The sequence below is a fragment of the Mesorhizobium sp. B4-1-4 genome (genome assembly GCF_006439395.2).
GTDB lineage: Bacteria > Pseudomonadota > Alphaproteobacteria > Rhizobiales > Rhizobiaceae > Mesorhizobium.
The window spans coordinates 4,384,829-4,399,549 of sequence record NZ_CP083950.1 but is presented as its reverse complement, the minus strand read 5'-3'; the positions used below and the strand labels follow the sequence as shown (position 1 = coordinate 4,399,549).

Genomic DNA, 14,721 nt, shown 5'->3' with positions numbered 1-14,721 from the left:
GGTCCATCTGTCCACCCACCTCAGGCTGAACGGCTCACCGTCAAATGGGTTCCCCATGAAATTTGTCGAAAGCCGGCCTCCAAAATCGGTCCGCCGGACGGTGTCCCTTTGAAAGGATACCGCCCGGCGGTGGCTGGAAACCGTTTGAGGGGTGCGGCTTCCAGTGTTCGCCTGGATGGAGCGTTCACGCCCGCCTGAACAGGCCGGCAAGAAGCGAAATGACCAGGAAGGCGAGAAAGATGAAGAACAATATCTGCGCGATCCCAGCAGATGTACCGGCGATGCCGCCAAAACCAAGCGCGCCGGCGATGATTGCTACGACGAGAAATACGAGCGCCCAGTAAAGCATGGCTCTTCTCCTTCCGAATGATGCTGACAAAACGTGGGTGGCTGCGGATTGTTCCACCCTTTGCCGAAAAAGACGATGCGTGCAATGGTTCGGATCAATTCGCCGATAAGGACCGCAAAGGGCCGCCCGATGCATCACATCGGGCGGCCCTCGCAGTCATACTGTCCGATCAGATCCGCGAAGCCCTGATCCTACGCGGCGGCCTTAGCCTGACGGTCGAAGAACAGCGCCTGGCTGATCAGCGCCTTGACCATGTCGGGATTGAAAGGCTTGGTCACCAGGAAGGCCGGTTCGGGGCGCTCGCCGGTCAGGAGGCGCTCCGGAAAGGCGGTTATGAAGATAACCGGCACGGAGGTCGACGACAGGATTTCGTTGACCGCCTCGATGCCTGAACTGCCGTCGGCGAGCTGGATGTCGGCCAGCACCATCTTCGGCCGCGTCTTGCCGAACATCGTCACCGCTTCGGCGTGGGTGCGCGCCGTGCCGACGACACGATGGCCGAGGCTCTCGACCATCTCTTCTATGTCCATGGCGATCAGCGGCTCGTCCTCGATGATCAGCACGTCGGTTGCCACCTGGCGGGAAATCTCATCGCTTGCCTGGGCAAGCAATTCGGAGAACTCCTGTTCGCCGACGTCGAGTATCTCGGCGGCCTCGTCCTCGCTGAAGCCTTCCACCGCAACCAGCAGGAAAGCCTGGCGGGGAAGCGGCGCGATCGCATTGAGATTGGCGGCCGCGCGTTGCTCCCACGCCGATTGTGCCTGCTCCTGCGGCACGCGGATGGCGACCGAGGTGAAGAGCTTGGCGAAAACCTTGTACAAGGCGATGCGGTCGCTCGATGCCTCCGGGAAGATGTCGATATCGGCAATGATGGCCTCGAGCATGGCGGCGACCAGCGCGTCGCCGCTCTCTTGCGATCCCGAGACGGCACGCGAGAAGCGGCGCAGGAATGGCAGATGCGGAGCGATGGTAGCGGATAAGCTCATGATGGACGTCTCCCTCAGATGACGCGTTTGACTGAATCGCAGGTCAAGCTGCATGCAAGTCCCACGGGTACAACGCAGCCATTCCGAAAAAGTTCCGCGCGATATGGAACGAATGGGCGACGACGGCGTTTGACGACGGGATGGGCAACCACACGGGGGGCCGTTCGCCTTGTGTTGAGTTGAATAAGGGCGGCTTCGGTGCTGGGAATATAAGGGCAAAATGAAGAATATGACGAAAGATATTTTGGCTGGCGCCGCGGGCAGGCGCCGGAACGGGGTCGGCGATCCATTGGGGCCGAATTCCGAAATCGGGCGAAAACTCAAACAGTATTATGACGAGTTGGTGTCCGACGATGTGCCGGATCGCTTTGCCCGGTTGCTCAGCCAACTGGAGCAGACCGAACCCGCGCAGAAAAAGGACTGAGGGCATGGCAGCGGTCTCCCAAGGCTTCAAGACCGATCTGCTTGGGGCAATACCAAGCTTGCGGGCGTTTGCCGTGTCGCTGACGCAGAATGCCGACAAGGCCGACGACCTCGTTCAGGAAACGCTGGTCAAAGCCTGGGACAAGCATGAGAGCTTCCAGCCCGGCACCAATCTCAAAGCCTGGCTTTTCACGATTCTGCGCAATGAATTCTATTCGCAAATGCGCAAGCGCGGCCGCGAAGTGCAGGACAGCGACGGCATCATGACGGCCAGGCTCGCGGTGCATCCGGCCCAACACGGTCAACTCGACCTCAAGGATTTTCGGGGCGCTCTCGAGCAGCTTCCGGAGGACCAGCGTGAGGCCATCATCCTCATCGGTGCGTCGGGCTTCTCCTATGAAGAGGCCGCCGAAATCTGCGGCTGCGCGGTCGGAACGATCAAGAGCCGCGTCAGCAGAGCCCGCACACGGCTGCAGGAAATTCTCAAAATCTCCGGCGAAGACGAATATGGCCCCGATGCGATCTCAACTCAGGTCACCGGGACGGCTGCACATTGAAGCGCGATCCGGACGCGGCCGTATCGGTCTCGACACCAGGGGAGCCACGTCCGTAAGCCAGTGCCACCGCTTCGACGAGATCTTGGCCTGAATAGGGTTTGGAGACCAGCCTCACTTCAGGAAAGGATACCTGGATCTCGTGCGCATCCGAATAGCCGGAGGCAAAGACGAACGGGACGCCTGTTTCCCGCAAGCCGGCGGCGAATTCGAGCGTCGAGGCGCCACCCAGCATCAGATCGACGATGGCCACGTCGAATTGCAGTGCGATCTTTCGGCCATCGACCTCGGTCAGGTCGCGGGCAACCACCACTTCGTTGGCACCATGGTCGCGGCAAAGCTGCTCCACCTCCATGGCAATGAGGAATTCGTCCTCCAGGACAAGAATTCGTAATCCGTCAAGCAAGTGAGGCACAGGCAATCGCTCCATGAGACGTCCTGAGTCATGATCGCAATTTGGCGCGTTGTCATTTAAAAAAGACATGCCGCGAGCGGCGGGATCCGATCCCTGGCAAGCGATTGAAACCGGACCTGCCGGCTGGCAGGCTTTCGAAGAGGGGGTCGACAACGAAAGCGCTCAAGCAGCTCGCCGGCTGGGAAGGGCTGGGCGGGGGCCGCCGCCCACTGATCTGATGCGGCTAATCCCTGGCAGATGGATGCGCGCCGGGAGGTTTTCGGCTAGTTTGTCCCAACGTCGGAACCTTGAGACGCACGGCGCGTTTGAAATCGAGCAATCACAAGGAGTTAAGCAATGGCAACCGCCGCAGGGAAAACCGCCAACGAGGCACGGGCGAATTCGGATCTCGAAGCCGACATCAGGCAGTTGAAGGCCGATATCAACAAGCTCACCAAGCAGTTGGCCAAGACCGGCGAAGATGGCTATGGCACAGCGCGCCGTGCGGCGGCGGAAGGCGTCGAGCAGTTGCGCGCTCAGGGTGAAGCGGCCTTCGACAGCCTGCGCGGCAACGCAAGGGATATCGAGGCCCAGATCGTTGCAAGCGTTCGGGAAAAGCCCGTGACGTCCCTGGCGATCGCCGCCGGCGTCGGCTTCCTCTTCGCGCTGCTCGCGCGCCGCTAGTTCCGCCGCAGATGGGACTGCTGACATCCCTGCTTTCGGGTTTCGCCTCCGGTGAAACCATGGCCGCCATACGCCGCGCGCGTACGGCGGCCATCGTCTATGCGCTTGCCGCGCTGGCGGCGCTCTGCGGTCTCGGCTTTCTGGTCGGGGCAGCCTATATCTGGGTCGCCGCCCGCTATGGATCACAGGTGGCGGCACTCGGTTTCGGCATCGGTTTCCTGGTGATCGCCGGGCTCGTGCTTCTGAGCCATCGCTTGATGGCCGGTGCCCGTGCTCGCCGCGAGGCAAGGCGGCGCACTGCCGATATGAAGGCGATCGGGATCACGGCCGCACTTGCGGTGCTGCCGGCATTGATTAAGGGAAAAGGCGGCCTCGGCGTCATTCTGGGTCCGGCCGCGGCACTTGTGGCCTATGCCATCTACCGCGAGAACGTGAAGCCCGACGATCCGGAGGCCAGGGGGCGGAAATGACGCCGCCGCTCAGTCCCGCGATCATGGCCAGTCAGTCACTTAGACAGATCTTCCAGCGGCATCGATATTGCGGCGAATACGCCTTCGGGCCGGAATTCATGGGTCACTTCGCTTGAAATGACCTTGGCCAGGCTGCGGCGGATGAGGATCGAACCAAAGCCGTGGCGCTCGGGCGGGGCAACCCGTGGGCCGCCGCTTTCGCGCCAGGTCAGCACCAGGCGCCGGGCGCCCTTCCTGCCCTGTGTCTTCCAGTCGAGATCGACCTTGCCGGATGCAACCGACAGAGATCCATATTGCAGCGCGTTGCTGGCCAATTCGTGCAGGATAAGGCCGAGGCCGACGGCCTGATCGGGCGACAGCAGCAGATCGGCGCCGGAGATGGTGATACGCGGCCGATCGGCCGCGTCGAACGGCCTGATCTCGATCTGGACGAGTTCGCGGATGCCGATACCGCGCCACTCGCGGTCGGACAAGAGATTGTGGGCGATGCCCAGGGCCTGAAGCCGGGCCCCGAAAGCCTCGAGAAATTCGCTTGGCTGACGGGCATGACGCACGGTCTGAGTCGCCAACGCCTGGACGGTCGCCAGCGTGTTCTTGACGCGGTGGTTGAGTTCGCGCAGCAAAAGCCTCTGCCGCTCCTCGCCGAGCTTGCGTTCGGAGATGTCGTAGTTGACGCCGAAGATCAGCGTGGGCTTGCCGTCGCCATCGCGCTCGATGACACGGCCGCGTGTCGCCACCCAGCGCGGCGGATGAAAACCTTTCACGCGATATTCGCCGAAATAGTCGTCGCTGCCGGTCAAGGCATCGCGAAAGCGGGTTTCGGTCTGGTAGACGTCGCGCGGGTCGATGGCGGCGAGGATGTCGCGTGCTCGCAGGCGGGTCGAGCGCGGCAGGTTGAATAGTTCCGACAGCCGGACATCGCATTCGATCATGTCGCTGCGGATGTCCCATGCCCAGCTGGCGAGCGAGGCCGCGTCGAGCGCGATGGCGCGCCGTTTTTCCTCGCGCGCAAGCGCGGCCTCGGCGATAGCACCGCTACGGGTCGCATCCTTCAAGGTGAACAGGCTGCCGGCAAGGCCGGCGAGAGTCTTCAGCTGGTCGAGCCTGGCCGGGGATGGATAGGCGTGAGGCTTGCGGTCGAACACGCACAGCGTGCCGATCCTGGCGCCCGCGACGATGATCGGAGCGCCGGCATAGAAGCGCACATGACGCTTGCCGGTGACCAGCGGGTTGGCTCTGAACCGTGGATCCGTCGTTGCGTCCGCCACCACCATGGGTTCGTCGCCAGCCGGATGGTGTGGGCGCAAAAGGAGATATTGGTCGCGGTCCCGGTCTGGTCCAGGCCGAAGCGGGACTTGAACCATTGCCGTTCGAGATCGACGAGCGTGACCAGCGCGACCGGCACGTGCATCACGGCCGCGGCAAGGCTGGTGATGCGGTCGAAATCCGGATCGGCCGCGGTATCCAGCATCTCCAGCCCATGCAACACAGCCAGCCGGTCTTCGTCCCTCACCGCGCGCGCAACCTTGGCCGGCAGACCCGGCCCTGTTTCGCTCCTGCTATTCACCCAAATCCCCAATGTCCCGGCCTTCGCCGTCTTGCCCGCCAGGCCAGGCGTCTCCGGAACCATCCTAGCAAGGAACCGTTACCCGACCGTGATTTGCCGGATGCACCCGGTAGTGCAAAACGAGACAAGGACCGACCATGACCAAGATCATTCCCGAAAACAAAGCGCGTCAGGGGCGATGGGGCTGGCACGGTTTGCGTATTCTGATCGCTGCGCTGCTTCTGGCCTTCGCGGCCTGGGGCATTGCCGAAATCTATGGCGAGGTGGCCAAGACCCCGGCGACAGAGCAAGGAAGTGCGCCAAGCGGCTAGATTTTCGGCCGCCGTCGTTTGAGATCGCATCAGGCGGCCTTTGCCTCGGCGATGCTGGCCGGCACCAGGACATTGAGCGCGCCAGGCTGGATTTCAATGATCGTCTCACGATCGAGCCTGACCAGTTCGCCATCCATGACGGCACGGAACTTCCTGCTGCCGGAATGAATTTTCAGAACCGTCCGATCGGATTGATGGATTTCGACATGCTCGTTATCGCGCCATTTGCCGCGCGCCATGTTGAACAGGAACTTGACGAGCTCGGCGCGTTGCTGCGCCACCGTGACATAGATGCCGAGCACGCCGCCCGCCGGATTGTCCGCATAAGGCAGGTGGCCTTCGCCGAACAGGTTGTTGGTGACACCGATGCCTGATATGCGCGCCGTCATCTCGGCCTCGCCGATACTGAGCGTGACGTTCATGGCCGGCGGATTCTTGATCGTCGCCCAGGCCGCCTTGGCCGAAGCGCCGATCTTTCCCAGGCGCGAACCGAATTCCATCCTCTCGCGCAGCTGCACCATCCTTGCATGCATGCCTATGGAGAACTGATGGATGAAGGGCTGGCCGTTGGCCGTAGCCATGTCGACCGCGATGATTTCGCCGTCGGCGAAGGACTTCAGCGCGGCATCGAGCGACTGCGGAATGCCCAGGCCACGCGCGAACAGGTTCATGGTGCCGGCGGGCAATATGGCAAGCGCCTTTTTCTTGCCCATCAACCTGGCCGCCGCGGCTGAAATGGTTCCGTCACCGCCACCAGCCAGCACAACATCGACGGTGCGGCGCGAAACGGCATGGTCGAGAGTTTTCGCTACGTCCTTGCCGGCGACCACGTCTATGCTGAGAGTGTGGCCTGCCGTTTCCAGCGTCTGACGCATCGTGTCGGAAAAAGCGGCGAGGTCGGTGGTGCGCAAAGTGCCGCCGTCCTGGTTCAGCACCGCAGCAAATTTCATACCCCGCTCCGTAAGCTCAACCAAAAGCCGACCGGGACGCGCCCAGCCAAGGCAAAAACGCGGCGAAACGGGAAAAGTTCCGGCAGCGCCGGGGACCTACGGCTGCGTTTGGCGGCTGTCATCCATGAGCGTCGTGTTGGTAACGAATGCCAGGGCGTCTTTTGGAACAACAGCATGGTCACGACGTTGTGAACCTGTAGAAGACGCCGCGCCCGCGCCTTCCCTGCGATGGTTCAACCGGACGCGGCGTGCACGAAATCACGAGGAGACCATCATGATCCGCACCCTTTTTGCCACCACCGCCCTCGCGACATTGATCGCGACCGGCGCTTTCGCGCAGAGCGCGACAACTCCCGCACCCGCCGCACCCGCCGCTGAGCAGCCGGCACCAGCAGCTCCGGTTCCGCGCGCCGAAGGCAGCATCGTCACCAACATCATTGGCGCATCCGTCTATAACGGCACTAGCGACAACGCCGAGAAGATCGGCAAGGTCAGCGATGTCGTCTTCGACAAGGATGGTATGGCGAAGTCCGTCGTCATCGGCGTCGGCGGCTTTCTGGGCGTCGGCACGAAGAATGTCGCCTTCGATTATGACAAGCTGCAGTGGGCCGAGAAGAACGGCGACCGCTGGCTGGTCGCACAGACAAGCAAGGACGAACTGAAGGCGCAGCCGGAGTTCGACAGCAAGGCCTATGCGCCGGCCCCTGCTTCGACGGGTGCGGCAGCGCCCGCGACAACCGCGCAAAATTCCGCCGACACGAATGCCGCGCCTGCCCAACCGGTGAAGCACGCCGAGGGCAACCTAGCGACTAACATCATCGACAAGGCCGTCTATAACGGCACCGGCGATGACGCGCAGAAAATCGGCAGCGTCAACGACATCGTGCTGTCCAAGGAAGGCAAAGCCCAATCCCTGGTCATCGCCGTAGGCGGGTTCCTTGGGCTCGGTGCAAAGAACGTAACCTATGATTTCAACAAGGCGCAGTGGGCGGAAAAGAACGGCGAGCGCTGGCTGGTGGCGCAGACCACCAAGGAAGAGCTGCAGGCACAGGCGGATTTCAACCGCAAGGCCTATGATCCGGCACCGGCGACGACCGCTTCCAACGCACCGGCGGCAACTGCGCCGGCTACCACCACGGCACCTGCCGCCGCTCCGGCGAACAAGACAGCCGAGGCTCAGCCAGCGCCCGACCAGACACAGACGGCCGCCATCGACAAATCGACGCTGACCGCGATGCCGGTCGGCGAGATCAGGGCCGACGACCTGAAAGGCACCACCGTCTACGGCGCCAACGACGCCAAGGTCGGAACAATCGGGGATGTCGTGCTCACACCCGACAAGAAGCCCGATGCGGTTATCGTCGACGTGGGCGGCTTCCTTGGCATCGGCGCGAAGGAAGTGGCGGTCGGCATGGACAATTTGAAATTCATGACCGACAAGAACGGCAAGAAATACCTCTATACCACTTTCACCAAGGAACAGCTTCAGGCGCAGGCTGCCTACGACAAGGGCAGCTATGCGCAGAACCGCGACCAGCAGCGGATGGTTGTAAAGTAAGGGAACAGGGAATAGGCAGTAGGGCAGTAGGTGGAGAAAGTCTGGCGCGCAGCAGCGTTTTGGGATTTCCTACTGCCTACTGCCTACTGCCTACTGCCCACGCCCTTCCAAAATGCCCAGCAACGCCATTCTCCGTCAATTCCGCCAGCGCCAGAGACTGGTCGAGATGTTCAGCCCGCCAGGCGAGCAACCGTTCGGCGAACTCCAGCCGGGTGGACAGATGTGCAGGGCTCGTGGCGAGGTTGGTCAGTTCGCCAGGGTCCACCTCCATGTTGAAAAGCAAGGGTGGCAAGCCGCCGCCAAAATGCACGTATTTGAATTTCTTGGTGCGGATGACGGCGAGGTTGCACTGACGCGAGGACACGCCGAAGTGTTGCTCGGCTTCGCCGTCCGCGATCGAGCGGAAATCGAACTCCCAATGCGCGGCGTCGCGCCAAACCGCGGGGGTTCCACCGCTCAGGAATGGTTTCAGTGAGCACCCATCGAGATGCGGTTCGGGAGCCGCGCCAAGCAGATCCGCGAGCGTAGGCAATATGTCCACCGCTTCGGTGAAGCGATCGACAGCGCTGCCGGCGGCCTTGCCGTGACGCGGGTCGCGGATGATCAGCGGTATGTGGTAGCCGCCCTCGAAATAGCCTCCCTTGCCCAGCATGAAATGGTCACCCATCATCTCGGCGTGGTCGGAAGTGAGCACGATGATGGTATCGCCCCATGCGCCTGATGCCTTGACCGCTTGCCATACGCGGCCAAGCTGTACGTCGACTTCCGAGATCATGCCGTAGTAAATCGCCCGGATGGTGCGGAAATCATCCTCGCTCCAGTCGTGCACTTTGCCTGTAGCGCCGGGGCGGAACTTCGCCCGTTTCTGCCGGCCAAGATCATAGGCGAGATAGGGATGGCTCTGGGCTTCAGCCCGCCAACTCGACGCGCGGTGAAAAGTGGGGCCATCGGCCGGATCGTATAGCGTGTTGTAGGGCTCCGGTACGATGAAGGGTGGATGCGGGCTGATGAAGGAGAGATGCGCGAACCAGGGCGTGGCCTGCTCCTGCTCGCCGAGCCAGCGGATGAACTCACCGGCAAGGAAAGCCGTCGGCGTATGGTCTTTCGAATAGATTGGCGGCGCCTCAGTCACTGCGTCGGCGCCGTCTTCCTCGTCCAAAGGACGGTGGATGCCGGGAAATCCGGCGCTGGCATCGATGCCCTGCTGCGCCAGCCAGGACAGCCATTGCTTCTGATGTTCGGGCAGCAGCTGGCGCACCGTGAAACCCGGCAGCACGCCCTCGTAGCTTTTCAACCTTGGATCATCAGGCGCCAGCAGGCGGGGATCGAGCGCGATGTCGGTATAGCCGAACAGCGTCGGATCATAGCCGAGGGCTCGGGCGTGCAGCGCGATGTTGCCATGACGGGCATCAAGCGGCGAGCCGTTGCGGCAGACGCGGTTGTTCATCTGATAGAGGCCGGTATAGAGGCAGGCGCGCGCCGGCGAGCAGGGCGCCGCGCCGCCATAGTGCCGCTTGAACAGCACGCCCTCGGCGGCCAGCGCGTCGGCGTTCGGCGTCTTCACCACGGGGTGGCCGGCGGCCGACAGGCAATCCCCCCGCCACTGGTCGCAGGTGATCAGGAGAACGTTCGGGCGCCTGGCTTTTCCTGTCATTCGCGATACCCTTGTCCCGACATGGCCGAGTACCATTCATGGACCCGATTTCCGGCACCAACGCAAGACCACCGGCTCTAGTTGATTGGTGAACAAAGCTCTTTCGGCTGTTCACTTTTAAAGCACAGTCCATGCTGTGTTTGCAGCCTTGGACGCAAGCAGGCCTGCCCTCATATTGGCATGGACAGCGGCCAGGGCCGCACGAACAGAAGGGAAGGAGCCAAGACAATGCTCGACCAGATCAAGGGTCTGCATCACGTCACCTCGATGGCTGGGGATGCCCGACAGAACAATGATTTCTTCACCCACAAGCTCGGCCTGCGCCGGGTCAAGAAGACCGTCAATTTCGACGCACCAGACGTCTATCATCTCTATTACGGCGACGAGGTCGGCACGCCCGGCTCGGTGATGACCTATTTTCCGTTTCCCAACATCGGCAAGGGCCGTCATGGCGTCGGCGAAGTCGGCACCACCGTTTACTCCGTGCCGGAGGGCACGCTCGACTATTGGGAAAAGCGGTTCATCGACGAAGGCGTGACCGGTGTTTCCCATGAGGAGAGCTTTGGCGAGAAGCGGCTCAAATTTACCGGTCCCGATGGCGATGGTTTCGCGCTCGTCGAGGATAAGGCCGACGGCCGCGCGCCCTGGGTGAAGGGCGGTGTTCCCGCTGACGAAGCGATCCGTGGCTTTCACTCGGTTTCGCTCAGGCTGAAGGATGGCGGCGCCACCGAGGAGCTCCTGAAATTCATGGGCTACGAAGAGATCGAGACATCAGGCAATGTCAGTCGGCTCGCCGTGAGGAACGGCAACGGCGCCGATGTCGTCGATATCGAATCGCTGCCGACCGCGGCCTTCGCCGATCTCGGCGCCGGCTCCGTCCACCATGTCGCTTTCGCGGTCGAGAACCGCGCCAAGCAGCTCGAAGTGCGCAAGGCGTTGACGGACACAGGCTATGGGGTCACGCCGGTGATCGACCGCGATTACTTCTGGGCGATCTATTTCCGCACGCCGGGTGGCGTGCTGTTCGAGGTCGCCACCAACGAGCCGGGTTTCGACCGCGACGAGGACACCGCGCATCTGGGCGAAGCGCTGAAACTGCCGACGCAGCATCAGCATCTGCGGCCCTATCTCGAACAGCATTTGCAGAAGCTGGAAGGCTGAAGCAATGAGCAAGGACGCTTACACCTATAAGAGCCTGCCCGGTTCGCCGGGCGGTCCCTTGCTGTTCGTCTTCCACGGCACGGGCGGTGACGAGAATCAGCTCGTCTCGCTGGGGCACGATCTCGCGCCCCAGGCTACCATCGTCTCGCCCCGCGGCGATGTGTCGGAGTATGGCGCGGCGCGCTTTTTCCGCCGCACCAGCGAGGGTGTCTACGACATGGACGATCTTGCTCGAGCGACCGGGAAGATGGCCGATTTCGTCAAAGCGCATGTCGAGGCGGCGAAGCCCTCGGCGGTCTACGGCCTTGGCTATTCCAATGGCGCCAATATCCTGGCGGCTCTGGTGTTCGAAGCCCCTGAGCTGTTCGACGCTTCGGTGCTGATGCATCCGCTGATCCCGTTCGAGCCGGAGGTCAAAGGCAGCCTTGCCGGCCGCCACATCCTGCTGACCACTGGCAAGCGCGATCCGATCTGCCCGCCGAACTTGACGGCGCGGCTCGAAGCCTATTTGCGTGCCAATGGTGCCGATGTCACAGTGGAGTGGCACGAAGGCGGGCACGAGGTGCGGCCAAATGAAATCGAGGCGGCGCGGCGGCTTTTTGCCGGTGTCGCCCAAGGAGTGTAGAGATGCCCGACCAACTGCCCGAGATCGAGCTGGAAGATCGCGGCTCCAAAGGCCGCTATGTCCTGCGCGGGCCCGACGGCGCCGAGGCGGAGATGACCTTCACCAAGATCGGCGAGCATCAGCTCATCATCGATCACACTGAAGTGCCGGACGCGTTTCGTGGCCAGGGTGCCGGGCTTCGGCTCGTCACCCGAGCGGTCGAGGACGCGCGCGCGGCAGGCAAGAAGATCATCCCGCTTTGCCCGTTCGCCAATGCGCAGTTCCGGCGACACCCGGAATGGGCCGATGTGTTGAAGCAGTAGGCGCGCAGGCACTTTTTGGTAGGCAGCAGCGGGGGACAAAAGGGGCAGTCCCCGCTGCCGGCCGGCATTGTAATTTGCGCCGACCGTGCATCTTGCCTAGATAGGGTATATCGCCGCGCCGACAAACGAATTGAATGATCCCCCGATGACCGAAACAGACCTCGTCCCCGTCTTCGACGGCCATAACGACACGCTGCTCAGACTCTATCAGTCGAAGGATACGGACGTTGAAAAGCTGTTCGTCGAAGGGAAATCGGGCGGGCATATCGACCTGCCGCGCGCCAAGGCTGGTGGCTTCGCCGGCGGCATGTTCGCCATCTTCCCGCCGCCGGTCGAAAAGGCCAGGCGCAGCGCCGTGCCCTCGGCGCCGAGCGCCAGCGAGCCGCTGCCGCCAGAGGTGCCGCGCGCCGATGCGCTCAATTCGACGATCGCCATGGCCTCGATCCTGTTCCGGCTCGAGCGGGCGGGAGCGCTTGCCGTCTGCCGCAGTGCCGGCGATATCCGCAACGCCATGGCCAAAGGCACGATTGCCGCCGTGTTCCACATCGAGGGCGTCGAGGCAATCGATCCTGAACTCACCATGCTCGACGTGCTGCATGCGGCCGGCTTGCGTTCGCTCGGCATCGTCTGGAGCCGGCCGAACGCCTTCGGCCACGGCGTGCCGTTCCGCTTTCCGTCCTCGCCCGACACCGGCCCGGGCCTGACCGATGCCGGCAAGGCGCTGGTCAAGGCCTGCAACGAACTCAAAATCATGATCGACCTCTCGCATCTCAACGAGAAGGGCTTTCGCGATGTCGTGGGCCTCAGCGACGCGCCCCTGGTCGCCACCCACTCCAACGTGCATGCGATATGCGGCCATTCGCGCAACCTCACCGACTGGCAGCTCGGCGCGATCCGCGAATCCGGCGGCATGGTCGGGCTGAATTTCGCCACCGGGTTTTTGCGCGAGGACGGCCGCATGAATGCCGATACCAGCCTCGACCTCATGGTGCGCCACATCGATTCCCTTTTGCAGGCCCTGGGCGAGGACGGTGTCGGTCTGGGCTCCGATTTCGACGGCGCCATGATCCCGGCCGTGATCGGTGACGTCGCCGGCCTGCCGAAGCTCATCGATGCACTGGCGGCACGCGGTTTCGGCCACGCGCTGATTGAGAAGATCGCCTATCGCAACTGGCTGGCAATGCTGGAAAAAACGATAGGATAGAGCACCCTATTCGAAGCCCATGCGCTTCAGCCAATCCCTGCCGACACCGCGATCCCTGATGATCGGCAGCGGGTTCTCCGAATCCAGTCTTGCGCAGATGCGGTAGACTTCGAGCGTCTCGGCGCTCATCTCATCACGCTTGTAGAAGAACATGGCGGCGGCGTAGCGCGTGCGTCCGGACCATTTCGCGCCGAGTGGCGTGTTGACCAGTTGCCACTGTTCGGCGGCTTCCGCACCATCGTCCAGCTTGTCGGCTTCGTCCATGGTCAGAAATCCGCCGGCGGATTGGCGGTGCGGCGGTCGAGCTTGATGAAAGGCCGCGCCACCACCTTGGCCCGCTTCATAAGCTTCTGATACTGCAGCTCGCGCATGGCGTAGATCTCGACCCAGAGGTCTTCCACGACAGTATCACCGTATGGCCGCGCCAGCGAGGCGATAGCGATGTTTCGCTTGGCGATCGGCGACCACATGGCGGCGCTGACGAGGCCAACTTCCTGGCTTTTCTTGTGGTAGACGATAGCGTGTTCGGCTGGGATGTTGCCTTCGATCTCCAGTCCGACCAGCACATGGCGGAACTTCCGTTTGGCGCGCGCTTCGAGGATGGCGCGGCAGCCGTTGAAGTGGCCTTTTTCCGGATCGATCATGAAGCCGAGCCCGATCTCGTTGGGCATGCGCGGACGGTCGGCGCGGATGGCATGCTCGGCGGTGGTGAAGTCGGCATTGGCGACGATCAGCCCGGCCTCGAGCCGCGCGCGGTTGAGCGCGGTGTAGCCGATGGCCCTGATGCCGCGCAGTTCGCCAGCGGCCATCAGCCGGTCCCAGAGGCTCAACGCCTTTTCGGCTGGGACGAAGAGTTCGTAGCCGAGATCGCCGGTGAAACCGGTGCGCGATATGGTGACGGTGCCGCCATCATGAGCAAACTCGGCGAGGTCGAAGATCTTCAATCCCTCGACACCGGCGAAACCGGCGTCGCGCAATACGGCGAAGGAGGTCGGCCCTTGCAGCGCGAGCCCGGCGACGGCCTCGGTTTCTTCCTCGACGAGGACGTCGAAACCAATGGCGCTATCGAGCAGCCACGGCAGATGCCGCTCCTGCGAACACAGGCGAAAGCATGTCGGCGAGAGGCGGAACAGGGTGCCGTCGTCCAGCACAAACCCCTCATCGTCGCACCAGGCGGTGTAGTGGACGCGACCGGGCTTCAGCTTGCTGACATCGCGCAAGGTGACGCGGTTAAGAAAGGCTTCGGCATCCGGTCCCTCGATCCGGTATTTGGTCATCGGCGAGATGTCGAACAGCGCTGCCTGGCTGCGGATGGCGAAGTATTCGAGTTCCTCGTCCCACAGCGAATGCGGCGCGCGGTAGCCGGCCCAATTGTACCAATCCTGGGTTTTGGCCAACGCGTCGAGGCGCGGCTGGAATGGTGTGCCGAGGCGCAGCGTGCGGAAATGCCCCTGGGCGGCGATGCGGGTGGAAACAGCCGCATCGGCCGGTCTTGCAACGGGCTTCTTCCTGGTTGCCTGAGCCATGGC

The 14,721-nt window shown here is 62.6% G+C and carries 17 protein-coding genes and 1 pseudogene; 10 read left to right on the top strand and 8 right to left on the bottom strand.

The genetic code is table 11. The annotated features are described in order from the left end of the window. Nucleotides 1–184: 184 nt before the first annotated feature. Together FJW03_RS21095 and FJW03_RS21090 are read right to left on the bottom strand one after the other, a co-directional pair. Entirely contained in the window at nucleotides 185–349 is a 165-nt protein-coding gene (locus tag FJW03_RS21095; RefSeq protein WP_010911886.1) for a DUF1328 domain-containing protein, read from the bottom strand. 191 nt (nucleotides 350–540) lie between these two features. After that, on the bottom strand, nucleotides 541–1,335 hold the full coding sequence (locus FJW03_RS21090) for a response regulator (protein ID WP_140608850.1): 795 nt from the start codon (nucleotides 1,333–1,335) through the stop codon (nucleotides 541–543). Between the two features lie 220 nt (nucleotides 1,336–1,555). Here FJW03_RS21090 and FJW03_RS21085 point away from each other — a divergent pair, with 220 nt between their 5' ends. After that, nucleotides 1,556–1,759: a NepR family anti-sigma factor gene (locus tag FJW03_RS21085; protein WP_140608848.1), complete on the top strand. Its 204-nt coding sequence runs from the start codon at nucleotides 1,556–1,558 to the stop codon at nucleotides 1,757–1,759. 4 nt (nucleotides 1,760–1,763) lie between these two features. Next, the gene (locus FJW03_RS21080; RefSeq protein WP_013892668.1) at nucleotides 1,764–2,315 is read left to right on the top strand and encodes a sigma-70 family RNA polymerase sigma factor; all 552 of its coding nucleotides are present in this window, start codon (nucleotides 1,764–1,766) and stop codon (nucleotides 2,313–2,315) included. Here the strand turns inward: FJW03_RS21080 and FJW03_RS21075 are convergent. Continuing rightward, on the bottom strand, nucleotides 2,293–2,796 hold the full coding sequence (locus FJW03_RS21075) for a response regulator (protein ID WP_140608846.1): 504 nt from the start codon (nucleotides 2,794–2,796) through the stop codon (nucleotides 2,293–2,295). The two genes, FJW03_RS21080 and FJW03_RS21075, sit on opposite strands and share 23 nt — an antisense overlap. A gap of 267 nt (nucleotides 2,797–3,063) precedes the next feature. Between FJW03_RS21075 and FJW03_RS21070 the strand changes: the two genes are divergently transcribed. Together FJW03_RS21070 and FJW03_RS21065 are read left to right on the top strand one after the other, a co-directional pair. Continuing rightward, complete coding sequence (locus FJW03_RS21070; RefSeq protein WP_140608845.1) at nucleotides 3,064–3,390, top strand: DUF883 family protein; 327 nt, start codon at nucleotides 3,064–3,066, stop codon at nucleotides 3,388–3,390. Nucleotides 3,391–3,401: 11 nt separating this feature from the next. Continuing rightward, entirely contained in the window at nucleotides 3,402–3,860 is a 459-nt protein-coding gene (locus tag FJW03_RS21065; RefSeq protein ID WP_140765951.1) for a hypothetical protein, read from the top strand. A 35-nt stretch (nucleotides 3,861–3,895) separates the two neighbouring features. Here FJW03_RS21065 and FJW03_RS21060 read toward each other — a convergent pair. After that, a pseudogene (locus tag FJW03_RS21060) lies at nucleotides 3,896–5,427 on the bottom strand (sensor histidine kinase). Nucleotides 5,428–5,564: 137 nt separating this feature from the next. Between FJW03_RS21060 and FJW03_RS21055 the strand changes: the two are divergent. Then, nucleotides 5,565–5,738, top strand: a complete 174-nt coding sequence (locus FJW03_RS21055) for a hypothetical protein (protein ID WP_140608839.1) — start codon at nucleotides 5,565–5,567, stop codon at nucleotides 5,736–5,738. A 29-nt stretch (nucleotides 5,739–5,767) separates the two neighbouring features. Here FJW03_RS21055 and FJW03_RS21050 read toward each other — a convergent pair whose 3' ends face one another. Further along, complete coding sequence (locus tag FJW03_RS21050; RefSeq protein WP_140765950.1) at nucleotides 5,768–6,688, bottom strand: diacylglycerol/lipid kinase family protein; 921 nt, start codon at nucleotides 6,686–6,688, stop codon at nucleotides 5,768–5,770. Nucleotides 6,689–6,962: 274 nt separating this feature from the next. Here FJW03_RS21050 and FJW03_RS21045 point away from each other — a divergent pair, with 274 nt between their 5' ends. Further along, nucleotides 6,963–8,246 (top strand): PRC-barrel domain-containing protein, encoded by a 1,284-nt coding sequence (locus tag FJW03_RS21045; protein WP_140608835.1) that lies wholly within the window; start codon nucleotides 6,963–6,965, stop codon nucleotides 8,244–8,246. A 76-nt stretch (nucleotides 8,247–8,322) separates the two neighbouring features. Here FJW03_RS21045 and FJW03_RS21040 read toward each other — a convergent pair whose 3' ends face one another. Beyond that, complete coding sequence (locus FJW03_RS21040; RefSeq protein ID WP_140765948.1) at nucleotides 8,323–9,900, bottom strand: alkaline phosphatase family protein; 1,578 nt, start codon at nucleotides 9,898–9,900, stop codon at nucleotides 8,323–8,325. Between the two features lie 228 nt (nucleotides 9,901–10,128). Here FJW03_RS21040 and FJW03_RS21035 point away from each other — a divergent pair, with 228 nt between their 5' ends. The 4 genes from FJW03_RS21035 to FJW03_RS21020 all read left to right on the top strand — a co-directional run bounded on the left by FJW03_RS21035 (nucleotide 10,129) and on the right by FJW03_RS21020 (nucleotide 13,192). Continuing rightward, the gene (locus tag FJW03_RS21035) at nucleotides 10,129–11,061 is read left to right on the top strand and encodes a VOC family protein (protein WP_140698523.1); all 933 of its coding nucleotides are present in this window, start codon (nucleotides 10,129–10,131) and stop codon (nucleotides 11,059–11,061) included. 4 nt (nucleotides 11,062–11,065) lie between these two features. After that, nucleotides 11,066–11,686, top strand: coding sequence for an alpha/beta hydrolase (locus tag FJW03_RS21030; RefSeq protein WP_140765946.1), 621 nt, complete (start codon nucleotides 11,066–11,068; stop codon nucleotides 11,684–11,686). Nucleotides 11,687–11,688: 2 nt separating this feature from the next. Beyond that, nucleotides 11,689–11,988 (top strand): GNAT family N-acetyltransferase, encoded by a 300-nt coding sequence (locus FJW03_RS21025; protein WP_140765944.1) that lies wholly within the window; start codon nucleotides 11,689–11,691, stop codon nucleotides 11,986–11,988. Nucleotides 11,989–12,133: 145 nt separating this feature from the next. Further along, nucleotides 12,134–13,192 carry a dipeptidase gene (locus tag FJW03_RS21020; RefSeq protein WP_140765942.1) on the top strand — a complete coding sequence of 353 codons (1,059 nt, stop codon included), beginning with the start codon at nucleotides 12,134–12,136 and terminating at the stop codon, nucleotides 13,190–13,192. A gap of 6 nt (nucleotides 13,193–13,198) precedes the next feature. Here the strand turns inward: FJW03_RS21020 and FJW03_RS21015 are convergent, their stop codons facing one another. Further along, a complete protein-coding gene (locus tag FJW03_RS21015; RefSeq protein WP_140765940.1) occupies nucleotides 13,199–13,456 on the bottom strand; it encodes a hypothetical protein in 258 nt (85 codons plus the stop codon). Between the two features lie 2 nt (nucleotides 13,457–13,458). After that, complete coding sequence (locus tag FJW03_RS21010; protein WP_140765938.1) at nucleotides 13,459–14,718, bottom strand: aminomethyltransferase family protein; 1,260 nt, start codon at nucleotides 14,716–14,718, stop codon at nucleotides 13,459–13,461. Nucleotides 14,719–14,721 lie beyond the last annotated feature (3 nt).

What these genes read in the sequence shown, in the direction of transcription:
- FJW03_RS21095 (WP_010911886.1), bottom strand. Translation starts at nt 349, where the DNA reads ATGCTTTACTGGGCGCTCGTATTTCTCGTCGTAGCAATCATCGCCGGC.
- FJW03_RS21090 (WP_140608850.1), bottom strand. Translation starts at nt 1,335, where the DNA reads ATGAGCTTATCCGCTACCATCGCTCCGCATCTGCCATTCCTGCGCCGC.
- FJW03_RS21085 (WP_140608848.1), top strand. Translation starts at nt 1,556, where the DNA reads ATGAAGAATATGACGAAAGATATTTTGGCTGGCGCCGCGGGCAGGCGC.
- FJW03_RS21080 (WP_013892668.1), top strand. Translation starts at nt 1,764, where the DNA reads ATGGCAGCGGTCTCCCAAGGCTTCAAGACCGATCTGCTTGGGGCAATA.
- FJW03_RS21075 (WP_140608846.1), bottom strand. Translation starts at nt 2,796, where the DNA reads ATGTCTTTTTTAAATGACAACGCGCCAAATTGCGATCATGACTCAGGA.
- FJW03_RS21070 (WP_140608845.1), top strand. Translation starts at nt 3,064, where the DNA reads ATGGCAACCGCCGCAGGGAAAACCGCCAACGAGGCACGGGCGAATTCG.
- FJW03_RS21065 (WP_140765951.1), top strand. Translation starts at nt 3,402, where the DNA reads ATGGGACTGCTGACATCCCTGCTTTCGGGTTTCGCCTCCGGTGAAACC.
- FJW03_RS21055 (WP_140608839.1), top strand. Translation starts at nt 5,565, where the DNA reads ATGACCAAGATCATTCCCGAAAACAAAGCGCGTCAGGGGCGATGGGGC.
- FJW03_RS21050 (WP_140765950.1), bottom strand. Translation starts at nt 6,688, where the DNA reads ATGAAATTTGCTGCGGTGCTGAACCAGGACGGCGGCACTTTGCGCACC.
- FJW03_RS21045 (WP_140608835.1), top strand. Translation starts at nt 6,963, where the DNA reads ATGATCCGCACCCTTTTTGCCACCACCGCCCTCGCGACATTGATCGCG.
- FJW03_RS21040 (WP_140765948.1), bottom strand. Translation starts at nt 9,900, where the DNA reads ATGACAGGAAAAGCCAGGCGCCCGAACGTTCTCCTGATCACCTGCGAC.
- FJW03_RS21035 (WP_140698523.1), top strand. Translation starts at nt 10,129, where the DNA reads ATGCTCGACCAGATCAAGGGTCTGCATCACGTCACCTCGATGGCTGGG.
- FJW03_RS21030 (WP_140765946.1), top strand. Translation starts at nt 11,066, where the DNA reads ATGAGCAAGGACGCTTACACCTATAAGAGCCTGCCCGGTTCGCCGGGC.
- FJW03_RS21025 (WP_140765944.1), top strand. Translation starts at nt 11,689, where the DNA reads ATGCCCGACCAACTGCCCGAGATCGAGCTGGAAGATCGCGGCTCCAAA.
- FJW03_RS21020 (WP_140765942.1), top strand. Translation starts at nt 12,134, where the DNA reads ATGACCGAAACAGACCTCGTCCCCGTCTTCGACGGCCATAACGACACG.
- FJW03_RS21015 (WP_140765940.1), bottom strand. Translation starts at nt 13,456, where the DNA reads ATGGACGAAGCCGACAAGCTGGACGATGGTGCGGAAGCCGCCGAACAG.
- FJW03_RS21010 (WP_140765938.1), bottom strand. Translation starts at nt 14,718, where the DNA reads ATGGCTCAGGCAACCAGGAAGAAGCCCGTTGCAAGACCGGCCGATGCG.